Consider the following 19,270-nt stretch of genomic DNA (forward strand, 5'->3'; position numbering starts at 1 on the left):
CCACCCCACCACCAGGGACACGAAGGACGGCCCGATGGACCTCACCGACTACCTCGGCGTCCTGCGCAAGCGCTGGTCCACCATCGTCCTCATCGCTCTGCTCACGCTGGGCGCCGCCGTCGCGCTCACCCTGGCCGCGGTCCCGCAGTACACGGCCACGACGCGGATGTTCTTCGCGGCCGAGGGCGGCGAGTCCATCTCCGACCTCAACCAGGGCTCGACGTTCGCCGAGCGGCAGATGGTCTCCTACGCCGCCGTGGCGGCCTCCCCGATGGTCCTCGACCCCGTGATCGAGGACCTCGGCCTCGACGTCCAGGCCCACGAGCTCGCCGAGGCCCTCACGGCGACCATCCTGCCGAACTCGGTGATCCTCGACATCTCGGCCACGGACGAGGACCCGCAGCTGGCCGCGGACCTGGCCGACGCCGTCGCCGACGAGCTCTCCGCCGTCGCCGAGGACCTCTCGCCCGAGCGCTCCGACGGGACCCAGCCCGTCCAGGCCACCATCGTCACCGAGGCGCGCGTGCCCACCGAGCCCTCGGCACCCAACACCGTCCTCAACGTGGCCCTCGGGCTGGTCTTCGGGGTGCTGCTGGGCACCGTCACGGCCGTGGCCCGGGAGCTGCTCGACACCAAGGTCCGCGGGGCGAAGGACGTCACGGCCCTGACCGGGGTGCCGGTGATGGCCACGGTGCAGTACGAGACCGGCAGCCGCTCGTCGCCCACCTTCATGGTCGACGACCCGCACGGCTCCCGGGCCGAGGACGTGCGCCGGCTGCGCACCAACCTGCGCTACGTGGGGCTGGACCACAAGCTCCGGTCCATCGTCGTGACCTCCTCCCTGCCCGGCGAGGGCAAGTCGACGACGTCGATCGCGCTGTCCCTGGCGCTGGCCGACACCGGCGCCCGGGTCCTCCTCGTCGACGCCGACCTGCGCCGCCCGTCGGTGGCGGAGTACCTCGGCATCGAGGGCGCCGCGGGCCTGACGACGGTGCTCATCGGCCGGGCCGAGTCCGCCGACGTCGTCCAACGGTGGCGCCGCACGGGCCTGGACGTCCTGCCGGCCGGGGACGTCCCGCCCAACCCCAGCGAGCTGCTCGGCTCACGCGCCATGGCCACCCTGCTGGTGGACCTCATGGCCGCCTACGACATCGTCGTCGTCGACAGCCCACCGCTGCTGCCGGTCACCGACGCGGCGGTGCTGGGCAAGCTGGCCGGCGGCACGCTGGTCGTGGCGGGGGCGGACAAGGTCCACAAGGCCCAGCTGCGGGAGGCTCTTGACGCCCTCGACCAGGTCGGGGCGCATGTCCTGGGGGTCGTGCTGAACAAGGTCGGCCGCCGTGACGCGAACCGGTACGGCTACGAGTCCTACCGCTCGCGCGGGCCCGGGGAGACGCCCCGCCGGCCGGAGTCACCGGCCGAGGTCGCGGCCGAGCTGGGGGTCACGCGCCGGGTCACCCGGGACGACGCCGAGCCCGGGTCGCCGCCGGCCGGTACTACGCTCCCGGTGTGACCGAGACCACCCGCACCCCCACGCCCGTCGACGCCGTCGCCGAGGAGCACGTCCGCCGCAGCATCGAGCTCGACCCGCTCTTCGCCACCGAGCTGGGCGTCCCCGGCCACGACGACCGCCTGCCGGACGTCTCCCCCGCCGGCCTGGCGGAGGTCACCGCCCTGGCGCGGCACACCCTCGCCGCGCTCGACGAGGTCGAGCCGGCGGACGACGTCGACCGGGTGACCGTCGCCGCGATGCGCGAACGTCTGGGCCTGGAGGTCGAGCTGGCCGAGGCGGGCGAGGACCTGCGCTCCCTCAACGTCATCGCCTCACCGGTGCAGGCGCTGCGGGACGTCTTCGACCTCATGCCCACCGACACCGCCGAGGACTGGGAGAACGTCGCCGCCCGCCTCAGCCGCCTGCCCGAGGCGCTCGAGGGCTACCAGGAGTCCCTGCGCACGGCACAGGGCGCCGGCCACGTCGCAGCGCTGCGGCAGGTGACCGCGTGCCTGCGCCAGGCCGACGAGCTCGCCGACGCCGACACCTCGTTCTTCACGCGGCTGGTCCGGGGCGCCACCACGAACGGCGAGGTGCCCTCCCGGGCCCTGCGCGAGGCGCTGGCCGCGGGCACGGCCGACGCCCGTCAGGCCTACGCCGACCTCGCCCGGTTCCTCGGCGAGGAGCTCGCCCCCGACGCGCCGGAGGCCGACGCGGTGGGCCGCGAGCGCTACGCCCTGTGGTCGCGGTACTTCCTCGGCGCCGCCGTCGACCTCGACGAGACCTACGAGTGGGGACTGACCGAGCTGGCCCGCATCGTCGCGGAGCAGGAGGCGGTGGCCGAGCAGCTCTACGGCCGGGGCACCGGCGTCACCGAGGCCATGGCGCGCCTGGACGCGGAGCCCGCCCGGATGCTCCACGGCACCGACGCCCTGCGGGCGTGGATGCAGCAGACCTCCGACGAGGCCGTCGCGGCGCTGGCGGACACCCACTTCGACATCCCCGCCCCCGTGCGGCGCCTCGAGTGCCTCATCGCGCCCACCCAGTCCGGTGGCATCTACTACACCGGGCCGAGCTCGGACTTCTCGCGCCCGGGGCGCATGTGGTGGGCGGTGCCGGCCGGGGTGACGGAGTTCGCCACGTGGCGCGAGCGCACGACCGTCTACCACGAGGGCGTCCCGGGCCACCACCTCCAGATCGGCCAGACCGTCTTCCGGGCCGACACCCTCAACACCTGGCGGCGCCAGGGGTCGTGGGTCAGCGGCCACGGCGAGGGCTGGGCCCTGTACGCCGAGCGCCTCATGGCCGACCTGGGCTTCCTCGACGACCCGGGCGACCGGATGGGGATGCTCGACGGTCAGCGGCTGCGGGCCGCCCGGGTGGTCCTCGACATCGGCGTGCACCTGGGCAAGGAGGCCCCGGCCGAGTGGGGCGGCGGGACGTGGGACGCGGCGAGGGCGTGGCCGTTCCTCACCGCCAACGCCAACATGCCCGAGCCGTTCCTCGCCTTCGAGCTCGACCGCTACCTCGGCTGGCCCGGCCAGGCGCCGAGCTACAAGATCGGCCAGCGCCTGTGGGAAGAGATCCGCGAGGCCTCCCGGGCGGCCCAGCCCGAGACCTTCGACCTGCGGGCGTTCCACCGGCGCGCCCTCGACGTCGGCTCGGTGGGCCTGGACGTGCTGCGCGGGGCGCTGCTCGGCTGAGGTGCTGCTGGGCTGAGGTTTGCGGCCGGCCGGCCGGCCGCACCCGGTCCGGCCCCCGAACCGCCGGTGCCGGGCGCGCACGCACCGCTAGAGTCGCGCCATGGCGCAGCCCGACGCGACCCCGCCCGCGCGCCCGGCGATGTCCGACTCCACCCCGGCACCGACCGCGCCCGTCGACCCGCCACTGCCCGGGGCGATCCGCGCGGGCCGGCTGCTGTGGCTGGTGAGCATCGCCGCGGGCCTCATCGCCGCCGGCTTCGCCGTCGTCGCCCGTGAGGAGAACCGGTCTCGGGTGGTGACCATGCTCGCCGACCTCGACCCCGCCCGGCCGGCCGCCGAGGTCGAGAGCCTGGCCACGACGGTGCTGTGGGCGACGATCGGCGCGCTGGTGCTGGTCACCGCGGTCGAAGCGCTCCTGCTGCGCCGGCTGGTCCGCCGGCGGCGCGGCACCCGGGTCCTCCAGGCGGTCGTCCTCGCCGCGCACGTGCCGTTGGCGCTGCTCGCGGAGGGCTTCCTCGCCGAGCCGGGCCCGGCCGGGATGACGACGCGGGTCCTCGTGCTGGGGCAGCTCGCCTCAGCCGGCCTGGCGCTCCCCGTCACCCTCCTGGCCCGGACCCGTCCCTAGGGCCAGCCACGACGCGGTCGCCGCCTCCTCGGCGAGCTCGGCGAGCACCCCCTCGCAGCTGCGCGCCACGTTCTCGCACACCTGGGCGGTCGCCCGGTCGCTGAAGGGACTGGCGGCGAGGGAGCGCCACCGTCGCAGCTCGTCCAGGGCGGCGGCGCGCATCGCCCCGACGGGGGCCGCGGGCTCCATCCCCAGCCGCTCGGCGGCCGTGGCGCCCCGCCCGCCGAGGACCCGCACGGCGTCGGCCTCGACGCCCGCGGGCAGGCCGAGCCCGCCGGTCCGCGCGCGGGCGAGGAGCCGCAGCTCCTCCAGCTCGTGCGCTCCCGCGCGGAAGCGCTCCAGGGCCCGCTCGAGACCGTCGGTGCCCGCCCGCGGCCGGGCCCGCAGCATCCGCTCGAGCGCGACGACGGCGGTGCGGGCCTTGAGGTCCTCCGCCCGGGCCTGGAAGTGGTCCTCCACGACCCGGACCAGCTCGCCGAGCCCCGAGCGGCGGGCGAGCTCGCCCGCCAGCCGGGTCGGCTGGGCCACCCCGCCGCGCAGGAGCACCAGCGCCAGGCGGATGCCGAACACCCCGAAACGGTCGAGCAGAGCGGCACGCTCGGCCGCGTCCACCGGCGCCTCGGCGGTGGCGAACCGGTCGACCGAGACGAGGAGCCGCTCGGTGTGGGCGCGCTCGAGGGCCGCGAGCGCGCTGAGCGCGTCGAACTCGGCCTGGCGCAGCGTCCGGGCGCTCTGTGCCAGCAGACCCGCGACCGGCACCACCGCGACGGCGAGCTCGCGCAGCGCGGGGTCCTCGCGGGCACGGGAGGCGATGTCACGCGCCGAGACGAGGGCGTCGAGCCGGCCGGCGCCGATCTCGTCGGCCCGGGAGAGCACGGCGACGGCGTTGGCGCCGCCCCCCGCGGCGTCCCGGAACGCCTCGAGGAACGCGGTGTCCGCCGCGCGCAGGTGGCGCATGAGGTAGACGACGGCGTCGGCCTCGGCGGGCACGTCCTCGGGCGTGAGGGCGGTCGCGGTCCGGGCAGAGACCTCGGTGGAGAGCGAGGACGTCCCCGGGGTGTCGATGAGCACGAGGTCGCGCAGCGCCCGGGCGGGCCACTCGACGACCAGGCGCTCGACCTCCTCCGGCGGCGTCCCGAGGTCGAGCCGCAGCCGCCCGTCCTCGCGCCGCACCGGCAGCGCCCGGGACGGCCCCCCGCCCACCGGCACCAGGGTGACCGACGGCGCCGCGCCGTACCGGTACCAGGTGACCACGCGCGTGCACTCCCCCGCGTCCGTCGGGGCGATCTCCTCCCCGACGACGGCGTTGATGAGCGTGGACTTGCCGGCCTTGACCATACCGGCGACGGCGATGCGCAGCGGCTCGTCCAGGCGCCGGGCCAGCCCGGTGAGCGCGGCCCGGTCCGCGGCATCGTCGCCGAGGACGTCGAGCGCGTCAGCCACCAGGGCCCGCGCCGCGGCGAGGGTCGCGGCGCTCACCGGGCGCCCGCCGCGACGGCGGGGGCCGCCCGGTCAAGGGACTCGGCCTTGCGGCGCAGCCGCGTCACCTTCTCCAGCTCGGCCTCGATCTGCCTCATGCGGGCCTCCCGTCCGGCGGACAGGGTGGTGGTCGCGCGCTGCGCCGCGGCGACGGAGTCGGCGAGGGAACGGTGCTGCTCCTCGGCGATCTCGGTGAAGTGGTCGCGGGTGAGTCGCTGGACGAGCCGGAGCCGGTCGCGCAGCTGCTTGCCCACCTGGAAGACGACGTCGTCGATCTGACGCCGCACCAGGGTCTTGGCCTCGGAGCGGCGCCGCCGCAGCCGTGCCTCCTTGTCCTCCCGGTAGGCCTTGCCGCCCAGCAGCACGCCCGCGCCGACCGAGATGGGGTTGATCAGCGCCATGCCGGCGATGCCGGTGAGCAGACCGAACATCAGCACGCCGCCATAGGAGCCGCGCATGCCGACGAGGATCTTCTGCCCCACGCCGAGGTGGCCGTCGTCGAGCGCCCCGACGTCGGGCACGGGGTCCAGGACGTCGGAGGTGTCGGCGACCTGCAGGGTGGGCAGGGCCACCTGACCCTGGGCGAAGTGCGCCGCCACCTGCGCGGCCAGCCAGATCGAGCGCTCGTTGGTCCACACGAAGGTGTCGGAGACGGCGGAGGCGACCCGCTGCTCGAGCCACTCGGTGAACTCGGGCCACACCTGGCCCGGGTCACCGGCGTCGATGGCGGTCTCGGCCTCGCGCTGGACGGTGCGCATGCGGTCCCGGAGGTCGTAGTCCATGTCCGCGATGAGGTCGCCCATCCCGTCGGCGAGGGTGGTCTGCCAGCGCGAGGACCGCCGGCGCTGCTCGTCGGCCTGCTGCTTGGCGGCCTCGAGGCCGGCGATGATCTGAGGGGCCGCGTCGGGGTCCTTGAGCGCGTCCAGCTCCGACCGCAGCGCCATCTCGAGGTGCTCGGCGGTGAAGAGCAGGTCGTTCGCGACCGACCGCCGCCTCAGCCGCTCGGCCTGACCCAGCACCTGGTGGCGCAGGTGCCCCACGAGCACGGGGAAGCCGGACTCCTTGTTCAGCCCGGGGTCGGCCTCCCGCGCGGCCGTCAACCGCAGCACCGAGGAGACGGGGATGAGCGGGATGTCCCCGCGCACGGTCGTCAGGTGGGCCTGGTCGAGCTCGGCGATGTGCCGCCACCGGGGGTACAGGTCGGTCTTGGTCAGGACGCACGCGACGTTGGGGCACACCCGCAGGGCCTGCCTGAGGAAGCGGACCTCGGGCTCGGTGAGCTCCTGGGAGGCGTCGGTGACGAAGAGCACCGCGTCGGCCGTCGTGAGGGCGGAGAGGGTGGCGACCCCGTGCCCGGAGTCCAGCCCGCCCACGCCGGGCGAGTCCACGAGGACGAGCCCGCCCTCGAGGACGCTGCGGGGCAGCGCCACCTCGGCCGCGAGGAGGTTCTCGGCGTTGCCGGGGTTGCCGCGCTCCGAGACGTGCGCGGCGACCTCCCCGAGCGGGACCGCGCGCCGCTCGGGGACCGCCTCCCCGTCCGGGCCGGCCGGGCCGGCGGCCACGAGCACCGCGGCGGGTTCCGCGCCGTGCCGGACCAGGGTGGGCACCGCGGTGGCCACGTCGTCGTCGACGGCGCAGACCGGGGCGCCCACGAGGGCGTTGACGAGCTGGCTCTTGCCCTGCTTGAGCTCCCCGACGACGACGACCCGGACGGACGGGTCGAGCAGGCGGGCCCGGGTCTGCTCGAGGCGGCGACGCAGGTCGAGCCGGTCCCCGGCGCCGACGAGCCGCATGGTCTGCTCGACGAGCCCGACCAGGTCCTCCACGTGTCCTCCTTGCGTCCTTGCGTCGGTCAGCGGTCGCGTTCGTCGGTCCGGGCGGGCCCGACGCGCCGGACCCGGCCCAGCGGCAGGGGGGGTGTGGTCGCTGGGCCGGGGCGGCGCGGTGGGTCAGGCGGCGGCGTCGCCCGGTCCGGTCTCGGAGACGAGTTCGAGGTCGACCTCGTTGTCCTCGACGATGACGGAGTCGTTGATGGACTCGTCCTCGAACTCGGGGTTGAAGGAGTCCTCGATCGCCACGTCCAGCTCGACGTCGGCCTCCACCGAGTTGTCGACCGAGTTGTCCTCGTTGAAGGACTCCTCGATCTCGACCTCGACGTCGGTCTCCGTCGAGTTGTCGACAGAGTTGTCGGAGTTGTCCTGGAAGGAGTCCTCGATCTCGACGTCGGTCTCGACCGAGTTGTCCTCGTTGAAGGAGTCCTCGATGTCGACCTCGATGTCCGTCGTCGTGGAGTTGTCGGAGTTGTCCTGGAAGGAGTCCTCGATCTCGACGTCGGTGTTGCCGACGTCGCTGTCGGAGATGAGGTCGCCGGGGCCGGCCTCGTTGAGGGAGTTGTCCGAGGCGTCGATCGTGACGTCGCCGACCGTGATGTCGGTGTCGTTGTCCTCGATCTCGCCGCCACGGTCCGCGAGCTGGCCGGAGTTGCCGCTGTTGTCGGTCGACTCGTTCTCCCCGCCGTTGAACGCGACCTGGCCGGAGTTGTCGCTCGCGTCGACGTCGTTGTCCTCGACGGTGCCGCCGCGGTCGGCGAGGTTGCCGCTGTTCTCGACGTCGTTGTCCTGGTTCTCGCCACCGCGGTCGGCGTACTGGCCGCTGTTCTCGATGACGCTCGCGTCGCCGTCGTCGCCGACGTACGCACCGGAGTTGTTCACGACCTCGGCGTCGTCGCCGGCGGCCGTGGAGTAGTCGCCGCTGGAGACCACCGCGTCGTTGTCGAAGAGCTGCAGGACGTCCCCGTCGGCCCAGATGTTCTGGTTGACCGACTGGTCCACGACGGTGTCGCGGTCGTCCACCGTGGAGGTGTACGAGTAGTTGTTCACCATGCTGTGGATCTGCTGGACGGCGTGGCTGTGGTCGTCGTCGCGGTCCTTGTGCCAGTCGTCGCGGTCGTGGTCGTCGCTGTCCTTGTGGTCGTCGCCGCGGTCGTGGTCGTCCCGGTCCTTGTGGTCGTCGCCGCGGTCGTGGTCGTCCCGGTCCTTGTGGTCGTCGTCCCGGTCCTTGCCACCGCCGTAGTCGCGGTCGGGCTTGCCCACCCAGGAGGTGTTCCCGCCGGTGTTGTACTCACGGTCGAAGGTCGAGTCCATGCGCACCGGGGCGTAGTCGACGACGACCGGCATGACGGCGTCGACGTCGTCGGTGCACACCGAGCCCAGGCCGTTCGCGGCCAGCGTGCCCTCGGGATCGTCGTTGAACGCCGCGACCTTTGCCGGGTCGCTCATGAGGCTGAGCAGGAAGTCAAGGAGCGTGCTTGCCAGAGTTGCCATGATCTGTCCTCGTCGGTCGAAGGGTGCCGGCCTCGTTGCCGGCGACGTCACGAACGTAGGTCGGGGCCCGTGGGCGGCACATCGGGGATCGGCCCCCCGCTCCGCCGCGCCCCTTAGGGGATCGGCCCCTGGGCGGGCCCGGCGGGCCCCTCATCCGCCGCCGCCGAGCTCGGCCCGCAGGCGTACGAGCAGGTCGGAGCGGCTCTGCGCCCCGAGCCGGCGCCGGATCCGTGCCACGTGGTGCTCGGCCGTGCGGGGGGAGATGTACAAGGTCTCGCCGATGTCGCGGTAGGTGCGCCCCGCCAGGACCATCGCGGCGACCTCTCGCTCGCGGGCACTGAGCGTGGCCGTGCCCGCTCCCTGACCCGTGCCGGGTCCGTGGAGGCCGGCCCCTGTCCCGCCCGTCGCGACGCCGTGCGAGGCGGTCCGGGCCGACGCGGCCACCGCGGGAGCGCCGCGTTGTGGTTCCGGCGCCGACGGGTCCGGACGAGGGGCCGCGACCGGGTGCATGGCCCTCGCGCGGGCCAGGAGACGGCCCTGCTCGCGCCGGTCGTGGGCCCGCGCGGCGGCGTGGCCGACGAGCCGCGCCCCCTCCCACACCATCCCCGCCCGGGCGAGCCCCTCGGCAGCCTCCTCCACCTCCGCCGCGTCGAAGGATCGGGCCAGGACCCGCACCCAGGCCCGGCCGGCCGGGGCGAGGGCCGCGGCGAGCCGGTTCGTCGGTGCGGCCGCGACGATCGCGGCGGCGTGCGGACGCAGATCCTGGGGCCGGTCGGCGAGGATCGCCGCCTGGACCGCCCCCCAGTGCAGGGGAACCGCCCAGTGCGCGGGGCGGCCCAGCCGCTCCAGCAGCGCCCAGGCGTCGGTCAGGTGCGGCTCGAGGATCTCGGTGTCGCGCAGCCGGGCGGCACAGACGTGCAGCTCGGCGAGCGCCTGGATGGTGAACAGGTCCGAGGGGCAGCGCAGCAGCTGCTCCCGGGCGGCGCTCCACGCCCGCACCAGAGCGGGAGCGTCGTCGGCGCGGCGCGCCAGGCCGACGTCGAGAGTCAGCGCCAGGCACCGGTCGCGCCCGTCCAGACGGTGCTCCCGCGCCTCCTCCAGCGCCGCCCGGGCGGGGGCGGGCTGGTCTCGGAGCATGGCGGTCCACGACCGCACGAGGAGCAGGTGCGGGCGGACCGCCGGACCGCCCTGGCCCGCGCGGAGGGCGTCGTCGAGCACGGTGCCGGCGAGCGAGGCCTCGGCGTTCTGCAGGGCGACGAGGGCGGCGAGGACCGCGGGCAGCTCCGGCAGCGGGGGCGGCGCCGCTGCCGAGCTGAGGGTGTCCGAGGCCCGGAGAAGGAGGGCCAGGGCCCTCGTCGGGCTGCCCACCACGGAGCAGCGCAGCCCCTCGGCCATGAGCCGGGTGGCCACTCCCACCGTGGTCGGCGACCCCACCACGCCCGCGAGCAGGCTCTCGGCGCCGTCGAGGTCGCCCGTGCCGAGCAGGGTGACGGCGGCGACGGGCGCCGAGCTGCCCACCCGTGGGCCGAGCCACCGGTAGGCCTCGGCGCTGCGGACCAGCATGCCGCGGCGCGCCCAGACGGCGGCGGCGACGTCGACGGCGAGCACGGGCGGCTCGGGCCGGGACAGGAGGTCGTCGACGAGCCGGGACGCGGCGTCGGTGTCCCCCGAGGCCGCCGCGGCCCGGGCCCGGCGGGCCGCCGTGAGGTCCTCCCCCGCACCGGCGGCGGCCGCAGCGCGGTAGAGGCCGGCCGCCTCCTCCGGCCGGTCGGCGACGAGGTCGTCACCGGCCCCGAGGAGCGCCTGGGCGAGGGCGGGGTGACGCACGCCGGCATCGGCGAGGTCGCGCGCGAGCGCGGACCCGATGGGCAGCCCCGCCTCGACGAGGGTCTCCACGAGCCGGTGCCGCAGCGCGTGCTGGAGGTGCGGGTCCGTCCCGGCGAGCACCGCCGCGCCGACCAGTGGCACGCCGGTCGCGCCGCGAGCGAGAAGGCCCTCGTCCCGCGCGGCGTCGACGACGGCTGAGCCGTGCTCGAGGACGGCCGGGGGCAGGACCGGGCCCGACAGGTCGAACCCGACCGCCAGGGCCAGGAGGAGCTCCTGCGTGGCGGGCTCGAGGTGGTCGAGCTCGACACCGAGCCGGGCGGCCACCTCCGGCGGCACGACGGGTACGGGCAGCCGGCCGCGCTCCCACGTCTCCGCGACCCGGTGCAGGAGCCACGGCAGGCCGGCCGTCGCCCCGTACAGCTCGGCCACGGCCTCCGCCGGGAGGGCGAGACCGAGCACCTCCTCGGCGTAGCGGCCGACGTCGGCGGGACCGACCGGCCCGAGCACGACCCGGCGGCGCCGGGTGCCCATCGCGGCCAGGACCCGGGCGAGGTGGGGGCCGCCCGGGCCGGGGCGGTGCGCGACGACGAGGTGGTGCGTGCCGGCCTGCGCGAGCCGGGCGAGCGCGTCGAGCTCGTCCGCGCAGAGGAGGTGCGCGTCGTCGACGAGGACGGCGCCACCGGGCGGGAGATCGGTGCCGGCGGTCTCGGCGGTCGTCACGCCGGTGGCGTCGAGCCGCTCGGCGAGGGCGTCGAGCAGGACGCTCTTGCCCGAGCCCCCCGGGCCCGTGACGCTCGCGACGAGCAGCCCGGGGGACGCGGCGAGACGGAGCAGGTCCTCGGCCTGGCCGTGCCGCGCGAGCGGCGGGACGCGGAGCGGAGGACGGGCGGTCGCCATCGTGGTCACCCTGCGGTCGGGGCGGCGGTGGGCTCGACGGGTGGGTCGCTGGGGTCGGGGGCCGGCTCGGTGGCCGGCGTGGTGGGGTCGGGCGCCGGTGAGGTCGGGTCCGTCGCGGGATCCGTGGGGTCCGGCGCGGGCGTCGTCGGCTCCGGGGCCGGCTCCGTGGGATCCGGCGCCGGCTCCGTGGGATCCGGGGCGGGCGTCGTCGGGTCCGGGGCCGGCGTCGTCGGGTCCGGCGCGGGCGTCGTCGGGTCGGGGGCCGGATCCGTGGGATCCGGCGCGGGCGTCGTCGGGTCCGGCGCGGGCGTCGTCGGGTCCGGGGTCGGGTCCGTGAGACCCGGCGTCGTCGTGCTCGGCGCGGGCGTGGTGGGCGTCGTCGGGTTCGTGGTGCTGCTCGGCGCCGCCCCGGGCGCGGTGGTGCCCCCGGTCGACCCGGCGGTCGCGGGCGCGCTCGGGGTGGGGTCGGGCGCGGCGAGCGGGGCCCCCGCGTGCTCCTCGACACCAGCGGCCGCGAGGAGGCGGGGGGTGGCGGGACCGGCCTCACCCACGGTGCCCGAGCGGCCGCCGGCCGCCGTGACCCCCGGCGTCGTCGCGCCCGGCGCGGCCGGGCCGGGGTCGCCGCCGGGTGCCTCGGTCTGCCCGGCGGCCGCGGTCGCCGGCTTGCCGGGGAAGGGCAGGAAGGAGAAGAAGGTGCCGCCCCCGGGCGTGCCGGGCTCGACCGGCGTCTGCCCGGCGACCGCCGTGACGACGACGATGGTCGTCACCGCGGCGGCGACAGCCATCGCCCGCAGGCCGCGCCGCCCGAGGAACATCACCCGGGTCAGGGCGCCGACGTCCATCGCCGCGACGGCCGGCGAGGACACCGTCGCGAGCCCGGCCGGCGTCGCCGCCACGGGCTCGTCCTGCTCGGCCGGCGGGGCGGCCGTCTCCGGACGGGAGAGGGCGGCCGCGCCGAGGGCGGCCCCGCGCGCCGCAGCCGTCCCCGGCGCGTCCACGACGACGACGGCCCGGTCGAGGGCCTCGCACACCCCCTGGACGACAGCCGGGACGCTGGCCGCGCCACCGGCGAGGACCACCTCGTCGACCTCCGCGAGGCCCGCGGCGGCGAGGGTGTCGGTGAGGACCCGGACCGTCCGGGCCACCGGCTCGGCCACGAGCACGTCGAACTCCGAGCGCACGAGCCTGATGTGGCGCTCCCCGTCCGGCCCCGGCACGACGACATCGGTCTCGGGGTCCGCGCTCAGCGCCCGGGTCGCCCGCTCGCAGTCCGTCCGGAGCCGCGCCAGCCCGGAGCGGACAGTTCTGTCGTCGTGGTCGAGAGCACCGACGGCGGTGCCGACGCCGGCCAGCACCCGGGAGAGGACGGCCTCGCTGAGGTCAGCGGTCCCGGTCGCCGCGTCGCGGCCGGGACGCCCGACCGGCTCGAAGGAGCCGGGGCCCGTGCGGCGCACCACGGCGGCATCCGTGCCGCTGCCGACGTCGAGGACGGCGACGGTCGCCCCGTCGGGCAGGGGGCGCTGGACCTCGAGTGCCCGGGCCGTCGCCACCGAGGTCGGCTCGAGGGACGCGGCGGCCAGGCCGACGCCGGCCAGGGCCTCGCGCAGGAGGTCGGTGCGGTAGGCGCCCCACGTGGGCGGGTGGCACAGGACCACGGCAGCCGGGGGCGCACCCTCCTGCTGCTCGACGCGCTCGACGACGCGGCGGACCAGGGCGGCCAGGAGGTCCTCCGCGCGCACGGCGATGTCCCCGAGGTGGACCGGGACGGGGTCGCCCACCCGCGCCACCAGCGCGACGCAGACCCGCTCCGGCGCGGTGTCGCGCAGCTCGAGGGCTTCCTCGCCCACCACCGTCGTGCCGTCCTCCCGCAGGCCGATGGCCGCGGGGACCGCCGCACTCCCCCTGCCCAGCTCCAGGATCTCCGGGGGCTCGTCCGTCTCGCGGCGCAACACCGCTGTCACCGTGGTCGTCCCGACGTCGATGCCGAGGCCATAACTCATGAGCAAGTCCTCCGAGCCCTCTGGCTCATCAGCCCCCCTGCTCCGTTGTCGAGGTTAGAGGGGTACGGCGGTCACCGCTAGGGGTAACGGGTCCGAAGAACCGGGCTCTACCGGACTTGCCGCCCCCTGTGATACGGGCGAGGGCCGCGGCGAACCACCCCGGACGGCAACATCCCAGGTGGGGGGGGCACCTGACCGCGCGCGGCCGGGCACGGGTCTCTACCCTGGGCGCGGTGACCACCCTGCTCCTGGCCTCCGCGTCCCCCGCACGCCTCGCCACCCTGCGCTCCGCGGGCGTACGTCCCGACGTCCGCGTCTCCGACGTCGACGAGCCCGCGGTGCTCACCGCGGCCGTCCTGGGCGCCGGCGGGACGATGCCCGCCGCCGAGCAGGTGCTCGTGCTCGCCCGGGCCAAGGCCGAGGACGTCGCCGCGCACGCACCCTCGGCGGACGTCGTCCTGGGGTGCGACTCCATGCTCGAGCTGGACGACGGGTCGGGCCCCGACGTCCTCGGCAAGCCGGCCGACGCCGCGGACGCCGTCGCCCGCTGGCGCCGGATGCGCGGCCGGTCCGGTGTCCTCCACACCGGGCACTGGCTCGTCCGCCCCGGCGGCGGGGAGGCGGGAGGGACCTCCTCGACCGTCGTGCACTTCGCGGACCTCGCCGACGACGAGATCGAGGCCTACGTGGCCACCGGTGAGCCGCTCGTGGTGGCGGGGGCGTTCACCGTGGACGGCCTGGGCGGGGCGTTCGTCACGGCGATCGAGGGCGACTACCACGGGGTCGTCGGCGTGAGCCTGCCCCTCGTCCGCGTCCTGCTGGCGGAGCTGGGCCTGGCGTGGACGGACCTGTGGGCGCCGCGGTAGCCGCGTCGTCGGTCCCGGCACCCGCGCCGTCGGTCCCGACACCGCGCCGTCGGTCCCAGCACCCTGACCGGCGCCCCGTCACAGCCTGGCGATGACGGCGTCGAGCATCTCCTCGGTGAGCCGTCCGGTGAAGGTGTTCTGCTGGCTGACGTGGTAGCTGCCGTGCAGGCGCAGGGTCCGGCCATCGGGGGTGCGCAGCTCGGTCCGGGCGTCGTGGCCGAACCGGGGCCGCGGCCTGGGCACCTCCCAGCCGAGGCGCCGCGCCGCGGCGAGGGTGGCGTCCCAGCCGATGGCGCCGAGCGCCAGGAGCGAACGCAGCCCCGGTGCGGCCAGCTCGAGGTCCCGGTCGAGCCAGTGCCCGCAGGTGGTGCGCTCGAGCGGGGTGGGCCGGTTCGCGGGCGGGGCGCAACGCACGGCGGCGACGATGCGCACGCCGGTCAGCTCGAGGCCGTCGCCCGCGGCGGTGCTGGTGGGGCGGCTCGCGTAGCCCGCCCGGTGCAGGGCGGCGTAGATCCAGTCACCGCTGCGGTCGCCGGTGAACATCCGCCCGGTGCGGTTGGTGCCGTTCGCCGCGGGAGCGAGGCCCACGACGAGCACCTCCGGCCGCGGGTCGCCGAACCCTGGCCCCGGACGACCCCAGTACGGCTGGTCGGCGAACGCGGCCCGGCGCCCGGCCGTGGCCACCTCCTCCCGCCAGGCCACCAGCCGCGGGCACGCCCGGCACACCGAGACCCGGGCGTCGAGGGCGGCGACGTCCGCCGCGCCGCGGGCCAGGTTGGCGACCTGGGCCTCGTCGTGCGCGACGGGCGTGCCGGGGAGCGCGGGGTCCCCGGGCCAGCCGGTCCCCGGCGGCACGGGGGAGGTGAACGGTCGACCCGTGATCGGGTGCGGGCGAGGCGGGACGTCGGGCACCACCCCATGCTGCCCGCTGCCGACCGCTCACGCCCAGCGCTGCCATCACGTGGGGCGGTCTTTGTCCGGGTGCTACGAAGGTCACCGGCCAGGGCCGTCAGGACCTCCCGGTTGTTTGTGAGGATCCCACAAGTTCATTTCGGCTCGCTTGCGGGGATGGACAGACTTGGCCGTGCACGCGGGTCCGGTTGTGAGGCGCGCGGCCCCCGCGGCTAACGTGAGCCGGTCAGGGAGCACGGAGCCGCGTCACCGGGACGCCTCGTCGTGCCGCACCGCCCCCAGGGGCACGATCGATCAGGAGAGCAGATGACGAGCACCGTGAGCCAGCCGGCCGAGCGCCGGCTCACCAAGGTGCTCATCGCCAACCGCGGCGAGATCGCGGTGCGCGTCGCCCGGGCCTGCGCCGACGCCGGCATCGCCACCGTGGCGGTCTACGCCGACAGCGACCGCGACGCCCTGCACGTCACGCTCGCCGACGAGGCCTTCGCCCTGGGCGGGATGCGGGCCGCCGAGACCTACCTCGACGCCGGCAAGCTCCTCGACGTCGCCCGCCGGTGCGGCGCCGACGCCATCCACCCCGGGTACGGGTTCCTCTCCGAGAACGCCGACTTCGCGCGCGCCGTCGAGGCCGCCGGCCTGGTGTGGATCGGTCCGCCGCCGTCGGCGATCGAGGCCCTGGGCGACAAGGTCACCGCCCGGCACATCGCCCAGCGCGTGGGCGCCCCGCTGGTGCCCGGCACCGCCGACCCCGTCTCCGGCCCGGAGGAGGTCCTCGCCTTCGCCGACGCGCACGGTCTCCCGGTGGCCATCAAGGCGGCGTACGGCGGCGGTGGACGCGGGCTGAAGGTGGCCCGGAGCCGGGAGCAGATCCCCGAGCTCTTCGACTCCGCCGTGCGCGAGGCGACGGCGGCGTTCGGGCGCGGCGAGTGCTTCGTCGAGCGCTTCCTCGACCGTCCCCGCCACGTGGAGACCCAGTGCCTCGCCGACGCGCACGGCACCGTGGTCGTGGTCTCCACCCGTGACTGCTCCCTCCAGCGCCGCCACCAGAAGCTCGTCGAGGAGGCGCCGGCACCGTTCCTCACCGCCGAGCAGGAGAGCAACCTCGTGTCGGCCTCCCGGGCGATCCTGCGTGAGGCCGGCTACGTCGGCGCGGGCACGTGCGAGTTCCTCGTCGGCACGGACGGGACCATCTCCTTCCTCGAGGTCAACACCCGCCTCCAGGTCGAGCACCCGGTCACCGAGGAGGTCTCGGGCATCGACCTCGTGCGCGAGCAGCTGCGGATCGCCGCCGGTGAGCCGCTCGGCTACGACGAGGTCGCCGTCCGCGGCCACAGCATCGAGCTGCGGATCAACGGCGAGGACCCGGCCTCCGGCTTCATGCCGGCGCCGGGCACCATCAGCTCCCTGACGTGGCCGAGCGGCCCGGGCGTGCGGGTGGACTCCGGGGTGGTGGCCGGCGACGCCGTCTCCGGTGCCTTCGACTCCATGCTCGCCAAGGTCATCGTCACCGGCGCCACCCGCACCCAGGCCATCGAGCGGGCGCGCCGGGCGCTGCGCGAGGCCGAGGTGGTCGGGCTGCCGACCGTGCTGCCGTTCCACCGCGGCGTGCTGGCCGAGCCCGACTTCGTGGCCGCGGACGGGGCGGAGTCCTTCCGGGTGCACACCACCTGGATCGAGACCGACTACGCCGAGCGCCTGCGGGCCCTGCCCTCCACCCGGACGCAGCCCTCCCCCGCCGCGGCCGAGGAGGAGGCCCCCGCGACCGAGCGGGTCGTCGTCGAGGTCGGCGGCAAGCGCCTGGAGGTGGTCATCCCCGCCGCGCTGGGCATCTCCGCCTCCCGGGGTGCCGGCCGCCGGCCGCTGCGACGCACCGCCCGGGCCACGGCGGGCGTCGGCACCAACGGCAAGGGCCTGACCTCACCGATGCAGGGCACGATCGTCAAGGTCGCCGTCGCCGACGGCGAGATCGTCGCCGCCGGGGACCTCGTGGTGGTGCTGGAGGCGATGAAGATGGAGCAGCCGCTCCTCGCCCACCGCGCCGGCCGGGTGCACTCGATGAGCGCCGCGGTGGGGCAGAACGTCACCAGCGGCGCGGTCATCTGCCAGATCGACCCCCTCGACGACGGCGACAGCACGGACTGACCTGTGGGCCCGGAGGAACACCGGCCGCCCGACGGCCGGGTGCACCGCCGGTCCGGCGACGGGTGGGTGGACTGCTCGTGCGGCGACGAGCACTGGGGCCTCAACGGCGCCGCGGGCCTGCTCGTCTGGCGGCGCGAGGCGGGCCGGGTCCGCGTGGTGCTCCAGCACCGCGCGCTCTGGTCCCACCACGGCGGCACGTGGGGCCTGCCCGGCGGGGCCCTCGGCGACGGCGAGTTCGCCGTCGACGGCGCGGTGCGCGAGGCCGTCGAGGAGGCCGGCGTGGTCCCCGGCGCCCTGCGGGTGCGGGCCGACCGGACCCTGGCGCACCCGCAGTGGTCCTACACGACCGTCCTGGCGGAGGCCGTCGAGCCGTTCACCCCACGGGTCAGCGACGCCGAGAGCCTCGGGGTCGCCTGGGTGGACCTGGCCGAGATCACGGCTCTGCCGCTGCTGCCCGCGTTCGGCGCGGCCCTGCCCGAGCTCACCGCGATGGCGCGCCGCCTGGTCCTGGTCGTCGACGCCGCGAACGTGGTCGGCTCCCGGCCCGACGGCTGGTGGTCCGACCGGGCCGGGGCGACGGCCCGGCTGCGGGACCACCTGGTGGGGCTCGCCGCGGCCGGCCTGCCCGCCACGGTCCTCGGCCTGCCGGGCGCACGGTGGTACCCCGAGGTCGTCCTCGTCACCGAGGGCGCGGCGCGGGGCGTGCCCCCGGCCGACGGGGTGCGGGTCGTCGACGCCCCGGGCGGCGGCGACGACGCCGTGGTCGCCGCGGTGGCGGGCCTGACGGGCGACCCGGGGACCGTCGTCGCCGTGGCGACGGCGGACCGGGAGCTCGCGGACCGCGTGCGCCGGGCGGGCGCCGTCGCCGTCGTCGGGCCGCGCCTCGTGCGGCACTGAGGGGCCCTCGCCCACGTAGGCTGGGGCCATGACCGACCGCACCGCATGGGCCTTCGGCCTGGCCACCGTCACCGACCCCGGTGAGACCCTCGACGTCTGGTACCCCGAGCCCGCGCTGGGGGCCGCCCCGGCGGGCGCGACCGCGCCGGCCGACCTCGAGCGGCTCGCCGGCACCGACCCCGACCGAGGCGTGCGCACGGAGGTGGTGCGTACCGAGATCGACCTCGACGCCGCCCCCGCCACGGTGGCCGACGCCTACCTGCGCCTGCACCTGCTCTCGCACACGCTCGTCGCCCCGAACACCATCAACCTCGACGGCCTCTTCGGCGTCCTGCCCAACGTGGTGTGGACCTCCGCCGGCCCGTGCGCCGTCGAGGGCTTCGAGACCACCCGGGCCCGCCTGCGGGCGGCCCGCGGGCACGTGACCGTCCACGGTGTCGACAAGTTCCCGCGGCTGGTGGACTACGTCATGCCCGCCGGGGTGCGCATCGCCGACGCCGACCGGGTCCGCCTGGGCGCGCACCTCGCCCCCGGCACGACCGTCATGCACGAGGGCTTCGTCAACTTCAACGCCGGCACCCTCGGCCGCTCGATGGTCGAGGGCCGGATCTCCCAGGGCGTCGTCGTCTCCGACGGCGCCGACATCGGCGGCGGCGCGTCGATCATGGGCACCCTCTCGGGCGGCGGCAAGCAGGTCATCTCGATCGGTGCCCGCTCGCTGCTCGGCGCCAACGCCGGTCTGGGCATCTCCCTCGGGGCGGACTGCGTCGTCGAGGCGGGGCTCTACCTCACCGCCGGCACGAAGGTCTCGGTGATGAGCGGGGCCGGCACCCGCCCCGAGCACGGCCAGCTCGAGGAGCCGCGCGTGGTCTCCGCGCGGGAGCTCTCGGGCCGCGACAACCTCCTCTTCCGGCGCAACTCCGTCTCCGGGGCCGTCGAGGCGATCCCCCGCAAGGGCACGGGCATCGAGCTCAACGCCGCCCTGCACGCCTGAGGTGGCCCGGCCCGACGCGCGAGGAGCCGGACGGACCGGCGCGGGGCGGGGTCACCCGTCCGCCGCCCGGCGAGGTGGTGCCCGGCGGCGCGGCTGCCTCGGCGGCGCCGCGA

13 protein-coding genes are annotated in these 19,270 nt (G+C 76.1%); 7 read left to right on the forward strand and 6 right to left on the reverse strand.

What is annotated here, in order from left to right; genetic code table 11:
• The first annotated feature begins 34 nt into the window (after positions 1–34).
• From EDD32_RS01810 to EDD32_RS01820, 3 genes are all read left to right on the forward strand, one after another.
• Positions 35–1,513, forward strand: coding sequence for a tyrosine-protein kinase domain-containing protein (locus EDD32_RS01810; protein WP_123914105.1), 1,479 nt, complete (start codon positions 35–37; stop codon positions 1,511–1,513).
• A complete protein-coding gene (locus EDD32_RS01815) occupies positions 1,510–3,195 on the forward strand; it encodes a DUF885 domain-containing protein (protein ID WP_123914107.1) in 1,686 nt (561 codons plus the stop codon). Before EDD32_RS01810 ends, EDD32_RS01815 begins: the two co-directional genes overlap by 4 nt.
• A gap of 100 nt (positions 3,196–3,295) precedes the next feature.
• On the forward strand, positions 3,296–3,820 hold the full coding sequence (locus EDD32_RS01820) for a hypothetical protein (protein WP_123914109.1): 525 nt from the start codon (positions 3,296–3,298) through the stop codon (positions 3,818–3,820).
• On the opposite strand, the gene EDD32_RS01825 is transcribed toward EDD32_RS01820, so the two are convergent.
• From EDD32_RS01825 to EDD32_RS19715, 5 genes are all read right to left on the reverse strand, one after another.
• Positions 3,770–5,299 carry a dynamin family protein gene (locus EDD32_RS01825; protein WP_123914111.1) on the reverse strand — a complete coding sequence of 510 codons (1,530 nt, stop codon included), beginning with the start codon at positions 5,297–5,299 and terminating at the stop codon, positions 3,770–3,772. The genes EDD32_RS01820 and EDD32_RS01825 overlap by 51 nt on opposite strands.
• Positions 5,296–7,092: a dynamin family protein gene (locus EDD32_RS01830; RefSeq protein WP_123920059.1), complete on the reverse strand. Its 1,797-nt coding sequence runs from the start codon at positions 7,090–7,092 to the stop codon at positions 5,296–5,298. Before EDD32_RS01830 ends, EDD32_RS01825 begins: the two co-directional genes overlap by 4 nt.
• 156 nt (positions 7,093–7,248) lie before the next feature.
• Positions 7,249–8,622: an IniB N-terminal domain-containing protein gene (locus EDD32_RS01835; protein ID WP_123914113.1), complete on the reverse strand. Its 1,374-nt coding sequence runs from the start codon at positions 8,620–8,622 to the stop codon at positions 7,249–7,251.
• Between the two features lie 150 nt (positions 8,623–8,772).
• Complete coding sequence (locus EDD32_RS01840) at positions 8,773–11,346, reverse strand: helix-turn-helix transcriptional regulator (protein ID WP_123914115.1); 2,574 nt, start codon at positions 11,344–11,346, stop codon at positions 8,773–8,775.
• Positions 11,347–11,351: 5 nt separating this feature from the next.
• Positions 11,352–13,346: an Hsp70 family protein gene (locus EDD32_RS19715; protein WP_123914117.1), complete on the reverse strand. Its 1,995-nt coding sequence runs from the start codon at positions 13,344–13,346 to the stop codon at positions 11,352–11,354.
• 233 nt (positions 13,347–13,579) lie between these two features.
• Here EDD32_RS19715 and EDD32_RS01850 point away from each other — a divergent pair, with 233 nt between their 5' ends.
• Positions 13,580–14,212 carry a Maf family protein gene (locus EDD32_RS01850; protein ID WP_123914119.1) on the forward strand — a complete coding sequence of 211 codons (633 nt, stop codon included), beginning with the start codon at positions 13,580–13,582 and terminating at the stop codon, positions 14,210–14,212.
• Between the two features lie 78 nt (positions 14,213–14,290).
• Here the strand turns inward: EDD32_RS01850 and EDD32_RS01855 are convergent, their stop codons facing one another.
• On the reverse strand, positions 14,291–15,124 hold the full coding sequence (locus EDD32_RS01855) for a uracil-DNA glycosylase (RefSeq protein ID WP_425459467.1): 834 nt from the start codon (positions 15,122–15,124) through the stop codon (positions 14,291–14,293).
• Positions 15,125–15,430: 306 nt separating this feature from the next.
• Here EDD32_RS01855 and EDD32_RS01860 point away from each other — a divergent pair, with 306 nt between their 5' ends.
• The 3 genes from EDD32_RS01860 to dapD are packed head-to-tail and all read left to right on the forward strand — an operon-like array spanning position 15,431 to position 19,157.
• The gene (locus EDD32_RS01860; protein ID WP_123914123.1) at positions 15,431–17,266 is read left to right on the forward strand and encodes an acetyl/propionyl/methylcrotonyl-CoA carboxylase subunit alpha; all 1,836 of its coding nucleotides are present in this window, start codon (positions 15,431–15,433) and stop codon (positions 17,264–17,266) included.
• A gap of 3 nt (positions 17,267–17,269) precedes the next feature.
• Positions 17,270–18,163 (forward strand): NUDIX domain-containing protein, encoded by an 894-nt coding sequence (locus EDD32_RS01865; protein WP_211338693.1) that lies wholly within the window; start codon positions 17,270–17,272, stop codon positions 18,161–18,163.
• A gap of 28 nt (positions 18,164–18,191) precedes the next feature.
• Positions 18,192–19,157 (forward strand): 2,3,4,5-tetrahydropyridine-2,6-dicarboxylate N-succinyltransferase, encoded by a 966-nt coding sequence (gene dapD, locus EDD32_RS01870; protein ID WP_123914125.1) that lies wholly within the window; start codon positions 18,192–18,194, stop codon positions 19,155–19,157.
• Positions 19,158–19,270: the final 113 nt, after the last annotated feature.

Origin of the sequence: Georgenia muralis (assembly GCF_003814705.1) — a bacterium.
In the GTDB taxonomy this organism is placed as follows: Bacteria; Actinomycetota; Actinomycetes; order Actinomycetales; family Actinomycetaceae; genus Georgenia; species Georgenia muralis.

What these genes read in the sequence shown, in the direction of transcription:
- EDD32_RS01830 (WP_123920059.1), bottom strand. Translation starts at nt 7,092, where the DNA reads ATGCGGCTCGTCGGCGCCGGGGACCGGCTCGACCTGCGTCGCCGCCTC.
- EDD32_RS01810 (WP_123914105.1), top strand. Translation starts at nt 35, where the DNA reads ATGGACCTCACCGACTACCTCGGCGTCCTGCGCAAGCGCTGGTCCACC.
- EDD32_RS01835 (WP_123914113.1), bottom strand. Translation starts at nt 8,622, where the DNA reads ATGGCAACTCTGGCAAGCACGCTCCTTGACTTCCTGCTCAGCCTCATG.
- EDD32_RS01820 (WP_123914109.1), top strand. Translation starts at nt 3,296, where the DNA reads ATGGCGCAGCCCGACGCGACCCCGCCCGCGCGCCCGGCGATGTCCGAC.
- EDD32_RS01840 (WP_123914115.1), bottom strand. Translation starts at nt 11,346, where the DNA reads ATGGCGACCGCCCGTCCTCCGCTCCGCGTCCCGCCGCTCGCGCGGCAC.
- dapD (WP_123914125.1), top strand. Translation starts at nt 18,192, where the DNA reads ATGACCGACCGCACCGCATGGGCCTTCGGCCTGGCCACCGTCACCGAC.
- EDD32_RS19715 (WP_123914117.1), bottom strand. Translation starts at nt 13,346, where the DNA reads ATGAGTTATGGCCTCGGCATCGACGTCGGGACGACCACGGTGACAGCG.
- EDD32_RS01860 (WP_123914123.1), top strand. Translation starts at nt 15,431, where the DNA reads ATGACGAGCACCGTGAGCCAGCCGGCCGAGCGCCGGCTCACCAAGGTG.